19 protein-coding genes and 2 pseudogenes are annotated in these 16,613 nt (G+C 48.3%); 16 read left to right on the top strand and 5 right to left on the bottom strand.

Annotation, left to right across the window (positions count from 1 at the left end):
- Positions 1-8: 8 nt before the first annotated feature.
- The 7 genes and pseudogenes from nifJ to L6442_RS22475 all read left to right on the top strand — a co-directional run.
- A pseudogene (gene nifJ / locus L6442_RS22505) lies at positions 9-3,530 on the top strand (pyruvate:ferredoxin (flavodoxin) oxidoreductase); the annotation flags it as partial.
- Between the two features lie 442 nt (positions 3,531-3,972).
- A complete protein-coding gene (locus L6442_RS22500; protein ID WP_272880272.1) occupies positions 3,973-4,893 on the top strand; it encodes a ribonuclease HII in 921 nt (306 codons plus the stop codon).
- 115 nt (positions 4,894-5,008) lie between these two features.
- Positions 5,009-6,952, top strand: a complete 1,944-nt coding sequence (locus L6442_RS22495) for a hypothetical protein (protein WP_212978766.1) — start codon at positions 5,009-5,011, stop codon at positions 6,950-6,952.
- On the top strand, positions 6,949-7,263 hold the full coding sequence (locus L6442_RS22490) for an EscU/YscU/HrcU family type III secretion system export apparatus switch protein (RefSeq protein WP_194230532.1): 315 nt from the start codon (positions 6,949-6,951) through the stop codon (positions 7,261-7,263). The genes L6442_RS22495 and L6442_RS22490 overlap by 4 nt, the downstream gene beginning before the upstream one ends.
- Entirely contained in the window at positions 7,248-7,634 is a 387-nt protein-coding gene (locus L6442_RS22485) for a YraN family protein (RefSeq protein WP_212978765.1), read from the top strand. The genes L6442_RS22490 and L6442_RS22485 overlap by 16 nt, the downstream gene beginning before the upstream one ends.
- A gap of 268 nt (positions 7,635-7,902) precedes the next feature.
- A complete protein-coding gene (locus L6442_RS22480; protein WP_212978764.1) occupies positions 7,903-8,886 on the top strand; it encodes an alpha/beta fold hydrolase in 984 nt (327 codons plus the stop codon).
- Between the two features lie 137 nt (positions 8,887-9,023).
- Positions 9,024-9,203, top strand: a complete 180-nt coding sequence (locus L6442_RS22475; RefSeq protein WP_194230529.1) for a hypothetical protein — start codon at positions 9,024-9,026, stop codon at positions 9,201-9,203.
- A gap of 290 nt (positions 9,204-9,493) precedes the next feature.
- Here the strand turns inward: L6442_RS22475 and L6442_RS22470 are convergent, their stop codons facing one another.
- The 5 genes and pseudogenes from L6442_RS22470 to L6442_RS22450 all read right to left on the bottom strand — a co-directional run bounded on the left by L6442_RS22470 (position 9,494) and on the right by L6442_RS22450 (position 13,680).
- Positions 9,494-9,817, bottom strand: a complete 324-nt coding sequence (locus L6442_RS22470) for a magnesium chelatase subunit ChlI family protein (protein WP_373871817.1) — start codon at positions 9,815-9,817, stop codon at positions 9,494-9,496.
- A gap of 698 nt (positions 9,818-10,515) precedes the next feature.
- Positions 10,516-11,634, bottom strand: a pseudogene (locus L6442_RS22465) (recombinase family protein); the annotation flags it as partial.
- 16 nt (positions 11,635-11,650) lie between these two features.
- Positions 11,651-12,526 (bottom strand): ImmA/IrrE family metallo-endopeptidase, encoded by an 876-nt coding sequence (locus tag L6442_RS22460; RefSeq protein WP_212978763.1) that lies wholly within the window; start codon positions 12,524-12,526, stop codon positions 11,651-11,653.
- Between the two features lie 71 nt (positions 12,527-12,597).
- Positions 12,598-13,230, bottom strand: a complete 633-nt coding sequence (locus L6442_RS22455) for a hypothetical protein (protein ID WP_212978762.1) — start codon at positions 13,228-13,230, stop codon at positions 12,598-12,600.
- 45 nt (positions 13,231-13,275) lie between these two features.
- Positions 13,276-13,680 (bottom strand): helix-turn-helix domain-containing protein, encoded by a 405-nt coding sequence (locus L6442_RS22450; protein WP_212978761.1) that lies wholly within the window; start codon positions 13,678-13,680, stop codon positions 13,276-13,278.
- Between the two features lie 166 nt (positions 13,681-13,846).
- Between L6442_RS22450 and L6442_RS22445 the strand changes: the two genes are divergently transcribed.
- The 9 genes from L6442_RS22445 (at position 13,847) to L6442_RS22405 (ending at position 16,603) form a co-directional block, all read left to right on the top strand.
- A complete protein-coding gene (locus L6442_RS22445) occupies positions 13,847-14,125 on the top strand; it encodes a helix-turn-helix domain-containing protein (RefSeq protein ID WP_237100046.1) in 279 nt (92 codons plus the stop codon).
- Positions 14,126-14,269, top strand: a complete 144-nt coding sequence (locus tag L6442_RS22440) for a hypothetical protein (RefSeq protein ID WP_212978760.1) — start codon at positions 14,126-14,128, stop codon at positions 14,267-14,269.
- Between the two features lie 14 nt (positions 14,270-14,283).
- Complete coding sequence (locus L6442_RS22435; protein ID WP_212978759.1) at positions 14,284-14,424, top strand: hypothetical protein; 141 nt, start codon at positions 14,284-14,286, stop codon at positions 14,422-14,424.
- A gap of 1 nt (position 14,425) precedes the next feature.
- Complete coding sequence (locus tag L6442_RS22430; RefSeq protein WP_212978758.1) at positions 14,426-14,671, top strand: hypothetical protein; 246 nt, start codon at positions 14,426-14,428, stop codon at positions 14,669-14,671.
- 154 nt (positions 14,672-14,825) lie between these two features.
- Positions 14,826-15,332 (top strand): helix-turn-helix domain-containing protein, encoded by a 507-nt coding sequence (locus L6442_RS22425; protein WP_212978757.1) that lies wholly within the window; start codon positions 14,826-14,828, stop codon positions 15,330-15,332.
- Between the two features lie 9 nt (positions 15,333-15,341).
- Entirely contained in the window at positions 15,342-15,620 is a 279-nt protein-coding gene (locus L6442_RS22420) for a hypothetical protein (RefSeq protein WP_212978756.1), read from the top strand.
- The gene (locus L6442_RS22415) at positions 15,620-15,898 is read left to right on the top strand and encodes a hypothetical protein (RefSeq protein WP_212978755.1); all 279 of its coding nucleotides are present in this window, start codon (positions 15,620-15,622) and stop codon (positions 15,896-15,898) included. The genes L6442_RS22420 and L6442_RS22415 overlap by 1 nt, the downstream gene beginning before the upstream one ends.
- Positions 15,899-15,922: 24 nt before the next feature.
- Complete coding sequence (locus L6442_RS22410; RefSeq protein WP_212978754.1) at positions 15,923-16,180, top strand: AbrB/MazE/SpoVT family DNA-binding domain-containing protein; 258 nt, start codon at positions 15,923-15,925, stop codon at positions 16,178-16,180.
- 150 nt (positions 16,181-16,330) lie between these two features.
- Complete coding sequence (locus L6442_RS22405; protein WP_212978753.1) at positions 16,331-16,603, top strand: hypothetical protein; 273 nt, start codon at positions 16,331-16,333, stop codon at positions 16,601-16,603.
- The last annotated feature ends 10 nt before the right edge of the window (positions 16,604-16,613 follow it).

Genomic DNA, 16,613 nt, shown 5'->3' with positions numbered 1-16,613 from the left:
GCGATATGATGAAAAAAACAAAAACAATGGATGGTAATACAGCCGCTGCTTATATATCCTATGCTTTTACGGAAGTTGCCGCAATCTATCCGATTACACCAAGTTCTACCATGGCTGAAATGGTAGACGAATGGGCAGTGCTTGGTCAAAAAAATATTTTTGACGAAACCGTGAAGGTTGTGGAAATGCAATCGGAAGCCGGGGCCGCGGGAGCCGTGCATGGCTCTTTGAAGACAGGTGCCTTAACTACGACTTATACAGCTTCGCAAGGCTTGCTTCTGATGATTCCGAATATGTATAAAATCGCCGGGGAATTATTGCCAAGCGTTTTCCATGTAACGGCTCGTGCAGTTGCCACCAATGCTTTAAGTATTTTCGGCGACCATAGCGACGTCATGTCAACCCGGCAAACAGGCTTTGCCATGTTATCCGAAGGCAGCGTGCAAGAAGTCATGGACTTGTCAGCCGTTGCCCACTTAGCCAGCATTGAAGGCAGCCTTCCTTTTGTGAACTTCTTTGATGGCTTTAGAACCAGTCATGAGCTGCAAAAAATTGAAGTGATTGACTACGCTGATCTTAAAGAAATGATGAATTGGGAAGCGCTGGAGCATTTTAGAAGCCGTGCTATGAATCCTAATCATCCTCATGTTTCCGGGACGGCACAAAATCCGGATATTTATTTCCAGTCCCGAGAAACCGTCAACCAATTTTACGATCGCTTGCCGGCCATTGTGAAAAAATATATGGGTAAGATCAATGACTTGCGGGGCACTAATTATGATTTGACCACTTACTATGGGGCGCCGGATGCCACCGAAGTGATTGTTTCTATGGGCTCAGCTACACCAACGATTCGCCAAACGGTAGATTATCTAAATCAACGAGGGCGTAAAGTGGGACATATCAATATTCACTTGTATCGTCCTTTTCCAGCGGATGATCTCTTGGACAAATTACCGGAAACGGTAGAACGGATTGCTGTTTTGGATCGTACGAAAGAACCTGGCTCCGATGGAGAACCGTTATTGTTGGATGTGCAAAGCGTGCTTTATCGCCAGGTGAATCGTCCAATCGTGATTGGCGGTCGCTACGGGATTGCTTCTAAAGATGTAACGCCTGATCAAATCGTAGCGATCTATGATCACTTATTGCTGCCGGTCAATGAAATGAAACCGCGCTTTACGATCGGGATTGTGGATGATGTGACCCATCTTTCATTGCCAAAAGGCGAAATTCTCGATTTGACTCCGGCTTCGACCTTTCAAGCAAAATTCTGGGGTTTTGGTTCTGATGGAACGGTAGGGGCTAATAAGCAAGCCATTAAAATTATTGGAGACAACACGGATCGTTATGCGCAAGCCTATTTTGCTTATGATTCCAAGAAATCCGGGGGCCTGACCATTTCCCACTTGCGTTTTGGCCATGAACCGATTACTTCCAGCTACTATGTAGGACGTCCCGATTTTGTCGGCTGTCATAATGCCGCGTATATCCACCAATACGATTTGGTCAAAGGTCTCAAAGACGGCGGGATCTTCTTGCTGAATACCGTTTGGGACAAGGAAAAGGTTAAGAAACGATTGCCGGCGCCGCTAAAACGGTATTTGGCAGAACATAACATTAATTTTTACATCATAAACGCCCTGAGCATTACGCAAAATCTCGGTCTTGGCCGCCGGATCAACACCGTCATGTCCGCTGCCTTCTTCGAAGTAACGGATATCATGGACCGTGAGCAATTCTTACCTCTTTTAAAAGAAGAAGTGAAGAAAACTTACGGAAAGAAATCCATGGAAATGGTAAAGAAAAACTGGGAGGCTATTGACCAAACCTTTGCAGCGTTGGAAAAAGTGGAAATTCCTTCTGAGTGGAAAGACGCTGAAGTGGAGCCGAAAGGGCCTGAGGCGGATGTGCCAAGTTTTGTCGCTAACATTTTACGGCCGATCAATCGCCAGGAAGGCGACAATTTAACCGTAAAAGATTTGATTGATAACGGCATGTTAGGCGGGGTAGTTCCAATGGGGACTGCCGCTTATGAAAAACGCGGCATTGCATTGGAAGTTCCCGAATGGATTTCTGAACATTGCACGATGTGTAACGAATGTGCCTTCGTTTGTCCGCACGCCGCCATTCGTCCATTTCTGGCTGATGAAAAAGAAATGCAGGCCGCCCCGGCGGGTTTTGTCACCCGGGATATGAAAGGTGCCGACGGTTTGAATTATCGAATCCAAGTATCGATTGAAGATTGTACAGGCTGCAATCTTTGTATGGAAGCTTGTCCTGCCAAAGAAAAAGCTTTAGTTATGAAGCCTTACGAAGAACAAAAAGAACAGGTTATGAACTGGGCCTTTGCCATGACCCTAAGACAAAAAGAAAACAGCTTCAAGAAGGAATCGATCAAGGGCTCCCAATTTGAAAAACCTTTATTGGAATTCTCCGGGGCCTGTGCAGGTTGCGGGGAGACGCTTTACATTAAACTTCTCACGCAACTTTACGGAGATCGCATGATGATTGCGAACACCACAGGCTGCTCCTCCATTTGGGGCGCTTCTGCACCGGTAACGCCTTACACGACTAATGCGTTGGGACAGGGGCCCGCTTGGAGCAACTCATTATTCGAAGACAACGCCGAATATGGTTTTGGGATGCATATTGCGAACACCGCCAAACGCCGTCGCGTGGCAGGCAAAGTGCGGAAAGCTTTAGCTGCGGGCGTGGGTTCAGACGATACGAAAGCCTTGCTGGAAGATTGGTTAAATCATTTTGAGGAAGGGGAAGGGACCCAACAGAGAGCGGCAAAACTAGCCGCCGTTTTAAGTGAAGAGACCGAGCCGATCTTAATCGATCTTTTGAAAGACCGCGATATGTTTGCCAAACCAAGTCAATGGATTATCGGTGGCGACGGCTGGGCTTACGATATCGGGTTTAGCGGGATCGACCATGTGTTAGCCAGCGGTGAAGATGTGAACATCTTTGTGATGGATAATGAGCTTTATGCTAATACGGGTGGTCAAATGTCCAAAGCAACTCCTTCTGCCGCGATCGCCAAGTTTGCGGCCGGCGGGAAAAAGACGGCTAAAAAAGATCTCGGCATGATGGCCGTGACTTACGGCAATGTATACGTTGCCCAAATTTCCATAGAAGCGAATCCAATGCAGACGATTAAAGCCATTGTGGAAGCTGAAAGCTATCCAGGGCCGTCGCTGATCATTGGTTATACGCCTTGCATTAATCATGGCCTCAAAGGCGGAATGAGTCAAAGCCTTAAAGAAGCCAAAGAAGCCGTTGAATCCGGTTACTGGCAATTGTATCGCTATGATCCGCGGTTAGCTGAAAAAGGTAAAGATCCGATGCGTCTAGACTTCAAAAAAGCGGATTTTGAGAAGATGCCGGAATTCTTAGAAAAACAAACCCGCTTCTCTGCGCTTCACAACATCAAAAAGAATCCGGAAATCGTCAGCGAAATGTTCGAACAGACTAAAAGAGATATGGAAACGCGATCTAAAACTTATGTTCAAATGACAAATATGAAAAATTAGTATTAGCTGACTTATTATTACAACAAATATAATGATGAACTTCAGGATCTTGCAAAATAATAATGTTATAGTCAAATAAAACCCTGTTACTTTAAATAGAGTAATAGGGTTTTTGTTTTGCATTCAATGATTATTGCAAATTCCGCTTGAACAAGTAAAACAAAACACCGGAAGGCTTGGCAGATTAACGATTTGAAAGAATGGTAAAAAGCATGCAGCAAACGCCGGGATCAAGTATAATGTTCAGAGCAGGAATATAAATAGACAGGGGAAACTTGCAGGTCTGTTTTTTTGATATACCAAGTATAAACTTCCGGGGTCCCCGCAAAGTAATCGGAATAAGCTTCGAAGGCTACGCGTCACTTTGTGGGGTTATATTTCCGGGGTCCCTGCAAAGTAATCGGAATAAGCTCCAAAGGCGACACGTCACTTTGTGGGGTTGAACTTCCGGGGTCCCTGCAAAGTAATCGGAATAATCTTCGAAGGTTACGCGTCACTTTGTGGGGTTATACTTCCGGGGTCCCTGCAAAGTAATCGGAATAAGCTTCGAAGGCTCTACGTCACTTTGTGGGGTTATATTTCCGGGGCCCCCCGCAAAGTAATCGGAATAATCTTCGAAGGTTACGCGTCACTCCGTACTTTTGCTTCGCAAAAGCGCCCCTCTGTGAGAGGCGCCCGGACTTCTTTCCGATACTCTTTGTGGGGTCATTTTAGGGGAGCAAGGAGGAACAGCATGGAAGACTTATTGGTACATGAAAAAGAATGCTGGGCTAAGTCCTATCAACATATTGCCGGGATCGATGAAGTGGGCCGCGGGTGCCTGTTCGGGGATGTGGTGGCCGCGGCGGTCATCCTTCCCGCAGGTCTGGTGCTGGAAGGCGTAAATGATTCGAAAAAGCTGAGCGAAAAGAAACGCGAGGAGCTGTATGATCAGATCCTGGAACAGGCTGTCGCCGTTTCGGTCGGATACGTGGACGCGGCGACGATCGACCGGATCAACATCAAGCAGGCGGCACGGCTGGCGATGAAAAAGGCGGTGCTCGGCCTTGCGGTTGAACCGGAATATTTGCTGGTTGACGCGGAGAAAGTCGATGTGGATCTGCCGCAATTGTCCATCATTAAAGGAGATGCGACGAGTCAATCCATCGCCGCCGCATCCATTATTGCCAAAGTGACGCGTGACCGTCTTTGCAAAGGGGAATGGGAGGCCAGATACCCCGAATACGGAATTGCGATACATAAGGGTTACGCTACCAAATTGCATCGTGAGCAAATTATGGCTTTGGGCCCAACGCCTATGCACCGGCGGAGCTTTCTGAAGAATCTGGAGGTCGTGCAGGAAACTTTGTTCTAAGCCGTGGGTTCGAAATGTTTCAGCACCAGTAAGGCTGGTGCGTTTATTCATTACCGGCAGGCGGGCGCCGATAAATAGAACAAAGGGATCGTCCACGATTGAAGGAGGAAGAGACGTGAATATCAGTTCGTTGATTCGCGGCCTGCTCGGCGACGCCAAACCGGGTGACGTTAAACAGCTGGATATGAAGACTGGCCAGGTCGTCAGAGGCGTGGTGCTCAGCGTCTCGGAGGACGGCCAGGAGGCCGTAGTACAGATTCAGGGGGTCAAGGTGAGGGCAGCGCTGGAAACGCCGCTGGAGGCGGGCCAGGCCACGCTGCTGCAGGTGCAGCCGCCCGGCGAAAATGGGATGATGGTTTTGAAGCCGCTCACTGATTCGCCAAATGCGGCGCTGCCTATCAAATCCATGGCCGACGTGCTGCAAGGCTTGGGCCTGCCGGATACGGATGACAACCGGGCATTGGTTGAGGCGATGCGCGCGAGCGGTATCCCGCTTACCAGAGAGAATGCGGAACTGCTTGGCCGGATCATGCAGCAGAAACCGGCGGGAGTGCCGCTTCCGGAATGGGTGCAATCCGCGGCGATTGCGCTGCAGCGGGGGCTGCCCGTAACAGGAGAAAGCGTTCGCGGCTTGCAGCAAGCCGTTTTTGGACCGCCAGTGCATGAACTGCTGGCGCAACTTGAGGCGGAGCTGGATGCGGCGCAGGTGCCCGGCGGTAGAGGAATGCCGGCGGCGCCTGGAGATGCGGCAACCGCCAACCGTCCCGCGCAGGGAGCGCCGGTTTCCAGCGGAGCGTTGATTCAGACTGGAGAGGATCAGGCGCAGCCGCAAGGATCGGCGATGAAAGAAGCCGCTGTCCAAGGGGGTGGCGGGGGAGCGCAGGCGCCCGCCGCAGGTGCGTCCGCTGGCGCGGGCGGACTTGCGCCGCTGCTGGCGAAGCTGCAGCAGGTGCTCGGCCAGCTGCGCACCGCGCCGCTGACCGCCCTGGCTGTGCAGCAGGGCGTTTCCGCAGCCGGCGCCAAAGGCTTGCCGGCCGCGGAGAAGGCGCCGCCGCAAGCGCAGGCGGCGCAGGCAGGCTCCGGCAGCGCGGCAGCGCCGGAGGGCCCGACCCCCGGGGCGGAGCCGTGGGTCGGGCGGCTTTTGAAGCTGCTCGGTGCGGAGCACGAGCAGCAGGGCGTGCGCGGGGCTATGCAGCCCGCGCAAGAGCCGGCCGCGCGCGGAGCGCGGCCGCAGGCGGCAGCACCGGCCGTGGGCCGGGGTGCTGCGCCGGAAGCGGGCCAGGCGGAGCCGGGGCCCGCAAGTGGCGGCGCGCGCGCAGCTGGCGCCGCAGCCGCTGCGCGGCCGCCTGCGCCTGCGCCCGCGGGCGGGGCGGTCCTGCAGCAGCCTGAGGCCGCGGAGGCGGCTGGCGGCCAAGGGCTGCAGGACCGCTTGCAGGCTGCCGGCGTACGCCAGGCAGCCAACCTGTTCCCGGCTGCGGATAGCGCCGGGATGCGTGCGGAGCATGCCCTGCAAAGCGCGGGCACGCCGCAGGATACGCTGAAGGGCGTGCTGCTGCAGCTGATGAATCATGATGAAGCTCCGCCGGCGCTGAAGGAAGCGGCCCAGCAGCTGGTCTCCCATTTGACGGGCCAGCAGCTGCTGCTCAATACAGACCGGACGGCGCCGTTTGCCCAGGTTACCTTATTCCTGCCGCTGAACGGGCCGGACGGCCAAGAGACGGCATCGGTTCAAATCCAATCCCGCCGCGGCCCCAAAGGGGAGCTGGATGCTGCCAACTGCAGGCTATGGTTTGACCTGCAAATGAAACATTTGGGGCAAACGCTTGTGGATGTTCAGGTCGTAAACCGGATTGTCAGCCTGAAGGTGCATAATGCCAATGAGTGGGCTGGTGCGCTGCTTGAAAACAACAGGGAAGAAATATCCGGAGCGATGGAAGCGGTCGGTTATCAATTGTTGACGCTCAAGGCGGAGCCTATGCCGGAAAAACCGGCGGAAACAGCAGCCGCGGTCAAGGAATATGTACCCCAAAGCTATAAAGGGGTGGATTTTCGGGTATGAGCGAGAAAGAGCAAGAGCCGCTTAATGTCATGAAAAAAGCGGTCGCCCTCAAATATGCGCCCGGCGAAGCCGATGCGCCCGTGGTCACCGCCAAAGGCCGGGGTAAACTCGCCGAGGCCATATTGGATAAAGCCAAAGAGCACGGAGTCCCGGTTCAAGAAGATGCGGCGTTGGTTGAAGTGCTCTCGAAACTCGATTTGGATCAGCAAATTCCGCCGGAGCTATACCAGCTTGTGGCGGAGGTGCTGAGTTATATTTACCGAACGGACCGATTGGCGCGGGAAAGGGAGAGGGAATGGCTGAACGAATAAGCAAGGGGAAAGACAACCGCCGCGAAAAGGGAGCGGCAGCCGAGCAGGCGGCTTGCGATTATCTCGTTGCCGAAGGATATGCCATCAAAGACCGTAATTGGCGCCGCCGCAGCGGCGAGCTTGATATCGTTGCCGAGCTTGGCCGGCTGCTAGTTATTGTTGAGGTAAGGAGCCGGAGCGGCAGCGGCCGGTACGGAACGGCGGTCGAATCCGTCGATTTTCGCAAAACGAGGCAGGTCCGGAGCACGGCTTTAACCTATCTCCATTACACGCAGCAGGAGGAAAGGGAACTCCGCTTTGATGTTATTGCGATTGAGTTCGATACAGAGCTCAACGTCGTGTCGCTGCAGCATATCAAAGGCGCCTTTTAAGATTGGGCCGGCGGCAACATATCCCGGAAATTCGCGAAATCATATAAATGCTGTTGTTATAATTAAACCGTTTCGCATATAGACTACATTATTAAGACTTCCTGGGGTTCGTTCAGGAGGTCTTTTTTATCAATTAGGTTAGATGCATAATAGGTTTGGATGTCAGTTAGGTTAGGCATACATAAAATTTCGTGCTGCGGGAAACCCCCGTTTCAGTCCCCATGATCCCGGCACGGATTCAAAATCGTCCGCAAAGGGGATAAAAGGGATGTTTTTTATACGATCTACGCCAACAATCAGCAGCAGTTCCCGTTCGGTTGCCCGGCTTGAAAAAATCCGGATCGGGGGAGCGGACCAATGGCTTTTAATGAGAGGGAAGAGCACCAGGCTGCCGGTGCTGCTGTGGCTGCATGGCGGTCCGGGCACCGCGCAGATCGGCTTTGCGCCTTATTTCCAGCGGGAATTGGAGCAGCATTTTGTCGTGGTCAATTGGGACCAGCGCGGAGCGGGATTGTCTTATCGCCGAGGGCTGCCATCCGGCGCTATGAACCTGGAGCAATTTATAACTGATGCACGCGAAGTCACCGAGTATCTGCGGGACAAATTCAAGCAAAACAAAATTTATATTGTCGGCCATTCCTGGGGCAGTATCCTAGGCGTGAAGCTGGCGGAACGTTTTCCCGAGCTTTATCGTGCTTACATCGGCGTGGGACAGGTGGTTCATATGGTGGAGGGTGAACGGATTTCTTACCGGTATACGCAGCGCAAAGCGCAGGAGGAGGGCAATGCCAAGGCGTTAAGAGAGCTTAATGAACTAGGGGAGGACTCGTTTTATGATCACCGGAAAATGACTGTGCAGCGCAAATGGCTGGACGTCTATGGGGGTGTTACGTACCTGCAGCCGATGGACAAAGTGATCGTACCCCGCATGTTTCGCTCATCCGAGTACAACTTGCTGGATATGCTCCGTTTTTTGCGGGGCGCCCGCTTTTCGCTTCAACAGATGTGGACGGAGGTGTGCGGTATCAATCTCGAAGGCGTTACCCGCTTGCAAATTCCGGTACATATCTGTATGGGCAGGCATGACTACAACACGCCGTTTGAATTGGCGGAGAAGTTTTTTCATAACCTGCAGGCACCCGTCAAGACATGGGAATGGTTCGAACAGTCGGCGCATTTCCCCAACTTCGAAGAGCCGGACAGATTCAACAAGCATTTGATTTATTTGCTCGCCTATAACTTAAAAACATGATACTCATAAGCTAGATTCGCAAGTTCCATTAAGCAATTGAGCCGGGGCTTAGAAGGTATATTGGGTTACCAGCATGGTTGGCGGATTCCGCCGCTAGAGCTTTTATTGTTATAAAGCAAAAGAAAGGTGAGCTAAACGTGTATTTACTGGCATTGATCATATTAATTATTACAGGTTTGGTATCCATACTCGATATTTTGTTTGGTATGAAGGACTTAGGTGAGGGGATCAAGCTGGCGGTCAGCATTTCACGGCTTTTATTTTTTGCCTCATTATTATTTTTTGTGACCCGAATGGGCATTAAAAAGAAGGACTAGCTTATATATAGTGAAGGTAAAATCATAAGCTCATGAAACCGGAAAATACCGGATAGAAGGGTGGCGCTGATTCGAATTGATCAGCCTACCCTTCTTTGTTTAAAAAAAGTTCCAAATAATACAAAAAGAGCCTACACTACAGCAGCTATTATGCCTAGTGCTCTCACGAATGAAATTGCTGAAGAGTTGAGTCCTGATTCTTTGACAGGTATTCCTCTACAGGGACAAAACATCCTTTTCTTATTGATTAGAGAGGATAATACACGCCCTATCCTATCCAAGGGCCCTTTTTACACAAACATCTCCACCTGCGGCCTGTCCAAATTTCGATATTGGATCGCTTCGGCGACATGGGCAGAGCGGATTTCTTCAAGCCCATCCAGGTCGGCGATGGTTCGCGCCAACTTAAGAATGCGGTCATAGGCGCGCATGCTGAGTCCAAGCGCTTCGATGGTCTGATGGAGCATGCTGGCGGTATCCGCATCCAATCTGGCGAAGCGGCGGAGCAGGCTGCCTGACAGCTCGCTGTTCCAGCCGATATGGAGCTGACCGTATCGTTTTCGCTGTCTTTCATGGGCTTCCAGCACCTGGGCGCGCATTTCGGCGGAAGACAAGGAGAACTTCTCTTTTGTCCATTCCCTGGGCCTAGGGACATCGACCTGAAGGTCGATCCGGTCAAGCAGCGGGCCGGAAATTTTGGAGCGGTATTGCGCGATCCGCGCCGGGCTGCATGTGCACTGATGACCGGGATGATCGCTGCCAAAGTAGCCGCACGGGCAACCGTGTGATTAATACCCTTGGAATTGTTAATTCTATGGCTACGTTTGAAGGCATATTTCACATTAACAGATGCTTTTGGTCTTCCACCTGTCGGCGATGGAATTGTGTCGACTATGATTTCATGTACCAGCGTTTTAACAATCTCGCGGCGAGTGCTAAAGGTTGGATTGTTATTGCCGGCGATAATTCTCATTCTAAGATCGACGAGAAGCTCTTCTGCTGTCTTAAAATCTTTAGACAGATCATTTTCAGCATTGATCAATAAATCGAGTTCTCTTATTCGATTCTCTAAGGTAGCCGTTTCAGACATGATCTCCTGCAGCTGCTTTTCAACATCCAAAGCGGTAATCATTTTTTGACGGTAAAGAGTAAGGATTCCCTGCCGTTCCCCTTGTTTGTCTTCGATACTCTTCCGCACCATTTCTTTCTCAGTGAGGTATTCTCCGACCTTGGATTGACGGATCATCATCCCAGCATTCAGTTCTTTGAGCGCATCTCCGGGATTCTCTATAAACCGAATGCATTCTTCCCATACCATGCTTTCAATCCAATCTGCCGGTATATTTTTTGACCGGCATTTACCCTGAAGTGGTCCTTTGTACGCTGTCTTGCCACCGCATGTGTAGTAAGCTGTTGGCTTTCGGCCAACGCCGGTATAGGCTGTTCCATGATAAGTCAGTCCACAGGATCCGCATTTTATGATTCCCCTTAATAGATAATCCCTTGTCTTATTTCTGACCGCTTCGAGCCGGTTATCAACCAGCGTTTGTTGTGCTTTTAACCACAATTCATCAGATACAATAGCCGGCACATCTCTTTCAATTAATTCTCTATCTTTTTTCGATCTCTTCCCATAAATGTGCAATCCTTTATAGGTTGTGCTCTTAATCATGTTGCCAATCCTGCTGGGGGTCCAATATCCCGCGGTGCTTTGTTTCCGCTTTCCCTTTTTGACTTTTCGGCCGTCTTTGACATAAGATGGCGGTATTTTTAGGGAATTGAAATAATCCGCCACTTGTATTGTTGTCCATTTTTCATTCCCGATTAAGTGATACATAAGCCGAATCACTCCGGCTTCAGACATGTCTTCTTTACCAGGTAGCGGATCCTCATTGATTTGAAGAAATTTATTAATTACCACGTAACCATAAGGAACAATACCTCCAAGCCATTGGCCGAGGCGAGCTACACGATTGGCTCCATGCCAAAATGTTTCGAGCAATGTATCTCGGTCAAACTCTGCTTGTCCGGCCAGAAGCGTAATAACAAATCTGCCCATTGGGGTGCTGGTGTCGAATGGTTCTGTCATCGACTTTATTGTTACACCGAATTCTTCAAGTTGATAGATTGCATCAAGTGTTACCCGTGCCTTTCGGCCAAGCCGTTTCATGTTGTAAATAAGCACCGTTTTGAACTTACCAGTTTTAGCATCCTCCAATAATCGTTTACCTTCTGGTCGTTCATGTAGCGGGATCGTCCCAGTGACTCCATCGTCTTTGTACCAATCGATTATATTTAAACCATGAAGCTCACAGTATTTCTGTGCAAATTCGACTTGGCTTTGAATAGTTTCGCGTTCCTGCTGATCATCGGAAGATACCCGTGGGTATACGACTACATCTTTATTTTGATCTTCTGTAAAGTTAAACATATGACCAAAAACCTCCTTAAAAACCACGTTCGAGTTGTAAAAACTGCTCGATGTCCCTCATCTGGAGTACAAACCTTTTCGCAGCCCGTCCATATATCAGGCTCAATGTGGGGAAATTCAACCCGATCTTGTCATCTTTATATTTCAGATCCTTGACGGATAACTGAGTGCATTTATAGCCGTAAAAATCTTCAATTTCTAAACGTTCGAATGGCCCATCAGCCGAAAAATAGAATTCGCCCGAAGAATTCATTGTTGCCGCGTCCACTTCAATAACGATTTGAGATGGGCCGGGCACATCGGCGTTTGAATCGTAATAGGAAAATAATTTGATATTCTGAATTTTGGGTTCCTCCTTCGAATCCGAGCCAATGAAAGGGATTTGTTTGGCCAAAACAGAGTCCACTGTCCCCTGAAATTCTCTCCTTTGTATTTGATCTAACCGGCGTTCGGCGAACTTCTTAGGGATCGCGAATGTTCTGGATAAGAATTCGATCGCCTTATCCCTCTGCTGGGGTATATGTAATTTTGCGATGATCGAAATAGGCATTGCAGCATATAACACGAACTGCTCAGCTTCCTGTTCTTGCCCTACAGTAAATAACTCTGGAAGGGTGGTTTGATTGCCGGCATGCCTTAATAGGTGGCACAGCTCGTGCAAGAAATCCAGCCATTGTTGAGTAGGAGAGAGTCTGCTATCGATGATCATCGTATAAATCCCTGGCCGTGTTTCAAGTCCTTTGCTCTTCATTGGCTTGTAAAAAACCCATACATTCAGTCGTCGAGCGATGTCATCAATGTTCAGTTGCTCAACCGAATCAATTCCGCAACGCTCAAATAATTCCTCGACCCACATCTCCAATGCCGTCAATTGATAATGTTTGATCTTCATGGTGATTACCTCCAGTACGGGAATGTATGTTCTGTTGTATGTTAAAAATAATAGTCCTTGAAAAAGGACCATTATTGCTTAAAAGGAAGGGCTACTCGATATGTTGTGTTTCCAAAAGCAATATCAAAATACTTTGAGTCAGAATAAACAGCGAAGATGAAAATGCCGTATGTATCTTTGTTCAACTCCAAATATTTGCCTGAAAATGAGTTATAGAGTTCAATTCCATCCTCACCCTTATCGTCAGTTATTTTCGCCTTTATGTTGGACTGTTTGATATCACGAGGAGAAGTTATTTCCGATGATGGTTTTGCTTTAAGGTACAGTACCAAGGTTGCATCTCTTTTTTTAGCTTCTCCGTGACTACGTGCAATTCCAATCTTGAACCCTTGAGAAAATGCTTCGATAGCTCCAAGATCATTTGCATTTTTTTTAAAACCATTTGCTTCCAGATCTTCTTTTCCAAAATCAGCACCAATTAAGTTCAAATCGGTATCATTGATTTTGAGGGTTGGTTGGTCTATAGGATAAATAGAATCGTTAAGCATACTATCCCGAGCGCCTTCAGAGACGGGAATAAGTCTCCAATCTTCAGGAGAACGAATAACCCAATCGATAATTGCATTGCGATTTATAAACAGCAAAACAATAAGAACAAACGCAATAGGACCCATCCAGCCCCAATTGAACCTTTTATGACTCATATCCTTCTCCTAACACTTTCAAGTTTCTTATTCTTCTTTTCAGATCTATTCACCTTGTCGATCGCCGGGTTTACGGTCTTTTTCTTCTTCTCGGATAAATCTCCAGAATGTTAGCAGCTCCTTTTTGCGCTCTTCTGGTGCTTCGAGGTAGTCCTTGAAGAATATGCCGTGATAAGGATTGTTAATGAACTCTTCAAACTCAGCCAATTCTTTGGGGTCGATGTCTTCTCCATAGTCAAAGGGCCGGGGGATATTAGTGCGTCCTAAGAGGTAATCTACAGAAACATCAAAAAGATCAGCTAACTTATTGAGTGTTGAAGTATCTGGTTCGTAAACATCAGCTTCCCACTTTGATACAGTGGTATGATCAATACCTAATTTTAAAGACAAATCTCGTTGTGTAATTTTATTCTCTTTTCTCAATTGTTTAAGGCGAAGACCCAAAGACATTTATTTATCCTCCAAAGTTTGCTGTTTCATCAAATAAAGGATAGCATGTATGTCGGAAATTTTAAATAAAGTTGATTAAATAGCAAATACATGTTGACATTTGAGCAAAAATCAAATACTATAAGATCAACAACTTGATCATTCATCAAATAAAGGCGGTGAGGAAATGATAGATTTCGGAAAATTAAAGACTCTAAGAACTCAAAAAAAAATTCCGTTACAGGAAATGGCAGATGCACTTGGTTTTCAAACGGCGGGAGGCTACCTTCGCATTGAGTCGGGGGAAAACAAACTAAAGGCTGAGCACCTGCCCGTCTTGGCCGATAAATTCGAGATGAGCCTTAACCAACTAATAGGTGAAATTTTTTTTGGGAGTCAACTTGATGAAAGCTCAATAAAAAAAGAAATTGTTGATACTCCTTCAATTAAACAGGAGGTGATCTGATTGGAACAGTCTTTGCACGAAATTAAGGCGATCAAGGAAACTCGTGATCCGGAAGAAGTCAACAAGCTGCTTAAGGAAGGTTGGGTCATCGACTTCCGTCAGCACGAACCGAGCCGTAGTCGTTATGTACTTATCAAATTTTAAAAGGAGTGATCACGTTGAATCCTCCAGGCATTACCTACAATCCGGAATACGAACCGGATATGGAGAAAATGGTCAAAGCTCTGAAAATTCTACATGAAGCTCCTATTCCTGAGAAGAAAAAATCTGAGGATGAAGAGCTTCAGGAAGGAGCATAAGATGCGCTTCCGCTGGAAACGTGAATCTTCACGGGCCGCATGCATTTCGGCAACGGTTACTCGAGTAATCCTTCGAAAATTAGATATGGGGGCAGCTCTTGAATTAGCACTTCCTAATTATGCAGTTAATCCTGAGGCTATCTCGCAACTGGAATACAAGCGATTGCTTAAGGATTCAATGAAGGAATTAAAAAGGATAGAAGAAAGCCGCCAGAGCTGTACCGGCTACCAGCGGCAGAGGGGATGACGATTGGGGAAGATTTTGCTCACAACTAAATATTAACTGAATTCGTTGTCACAAATCTATGCGGTTTGTGAGCCAAATTGTCCATTTCCACCCCTTGAATGTACCGTATTTGTCCGGACCGTCTGATGATTCTGGACAGGGGGAGGTGAGAAAATTGTCAATAGGAGATGTTCTGCACGATTATCGCAAACAGCAAGGGATGACTCAGGAGGAATTTGCTGAGCAAATTCTGATTGATCGGTCCTCTGTTGCGAAGGTAGAGACCGGAAAGCGGCCGGCACCAAAGAGCCTGATTCGGCAGGCTGCCAGCACGTTCGATGAGCCACGTCTTTACCTGGCTGCACAAGAAGAAATCACTGGCGGGGCCAGTGTTCCATGGTTAGATAATGCTGATTTACATAGGGCTGCAACGCATTTTAAGTCGATGGAGGAAGCGGAAGAGGCACTTGTGGCCATGAAAACGGCACCTATTATGAAGCGGCCCGATCAGCTGACACCAGCGGATCGGGAAGCAATAAAATCTACGATTTTTGAATGTGTCGAAGCAATTACGGCGCTCACCCACCATGTTGCAGTTCTTTGCAAAGAGTACACATTCAGCTATTTCGGCATCTGGAAAGAACACCGGGCTGAACTAAAGGCTAAAAAATATCTGAAATGAGGGAATCGAATGTCCAGAGAGGATTTAGCAAAGGAAGCGATTCAGGTAGGGAAGAATGCGAAGCATAACCTGCAGCTGATTCAGGAGCATCCGGAAAAAATGATCGATTCGAAAAAACTTTCGGATGGAATGGAATATCTGAACAAAATGATTCGAATCGCAGAAACAGAAACGGAAATGAAAAAAGACCGCCGGCCAGGGCAGTCTCGGTTGAGAACACGTCTTAAGAGTCTCTTGTCGTCCATTGTAGCCGATGAACGCCGGAAGCGCAAGGAGGGAACGGCATAATGGATCGTCATTGGGGCGCGTTACTCTATATCTTCAAGAACAACGGCAGGTTAACACCTCTGTTAACCACACGATATTTCGATTTAGATAACGGCATAGTACACATTCGTAAACTTCGTGAAGCATCAAAAGGTTGGACGCAGGCTGAAAAATTTATGCTTGACCTTGCTCTTCATTTGTTCAATCAACACAACAAGGTGAATCTTTCGGATATGGATTCCCTTGATTCATACAATACAAATCTTGCAATCGAAGCGATTCGGATTCGTTTCCAATAAACCATTTAAAGGAGAGATAAAAATATGAAAGCGACTGGAATTGTAAGAAAAGTGGATGAACTGGGCCGGGTTGTATTGCCTATGGAACTGCGTCGGACGATGGGGATCAATGAGAAGGACCCTCTTGAAATCTTTATTGATAATGATCGGATTGTTTTACAAAAGTATGCTCCCGGCTGCGTGTTCACCGGCAACGAATCCGACCTGATCGTGTTTAAAGGGAAACTTGTCAGCAAATCAGCCATTCAAGAGATGGCCGCTGCTACTGGATTAATTAAGTAACGGGACAAGGCTTCGGCCCTGTCTCCCGGCGTCGGACGGTTTCATAACCTTACTCCCGTTCGGCGCCGGGAGATGCGGCTGACGCATCCAGGGTGATGCTAACACCCCCGGTATTGCCCTGACAAGTACATATGAAAGGAGGGACAGGCCTTGAATGTTATTCAAAAGCTTACGGTAGTAAGTAATCCGACGCGCGTTTTTGAGGTTGGCACCGAGCTGGACGGCCGGGAAGTCATCGAGATCAAGCAGGTGGGCTATGAGCATGAAAACGGAATTTTTTCCGAATTTCATGTGCTCGATGAAAACGAAAATCTGATTGTAAGCATCGAAAACTGCCCGGTGATCGTGGAATGGCAAACTATCGCCGAGCATGACGAAAAAGAAAACGACCCGCGGGAACGGGTCGAGTCTGGTACTCAATAAATTTGCTTGC

This window comes from Paenibacillus azoreducens, from assembly GCF_021654775.1.
Classification (GTDB): Bacteria; Bacillota; Bacilli; order Paenibacillales; family Paenibacillaceae; genus Paenibacillus_AQ; species Paenibacillus_AQ azoreducens.
This window is presented reverse-complemented; position numbering and strand designations above follow the sequence as displayed.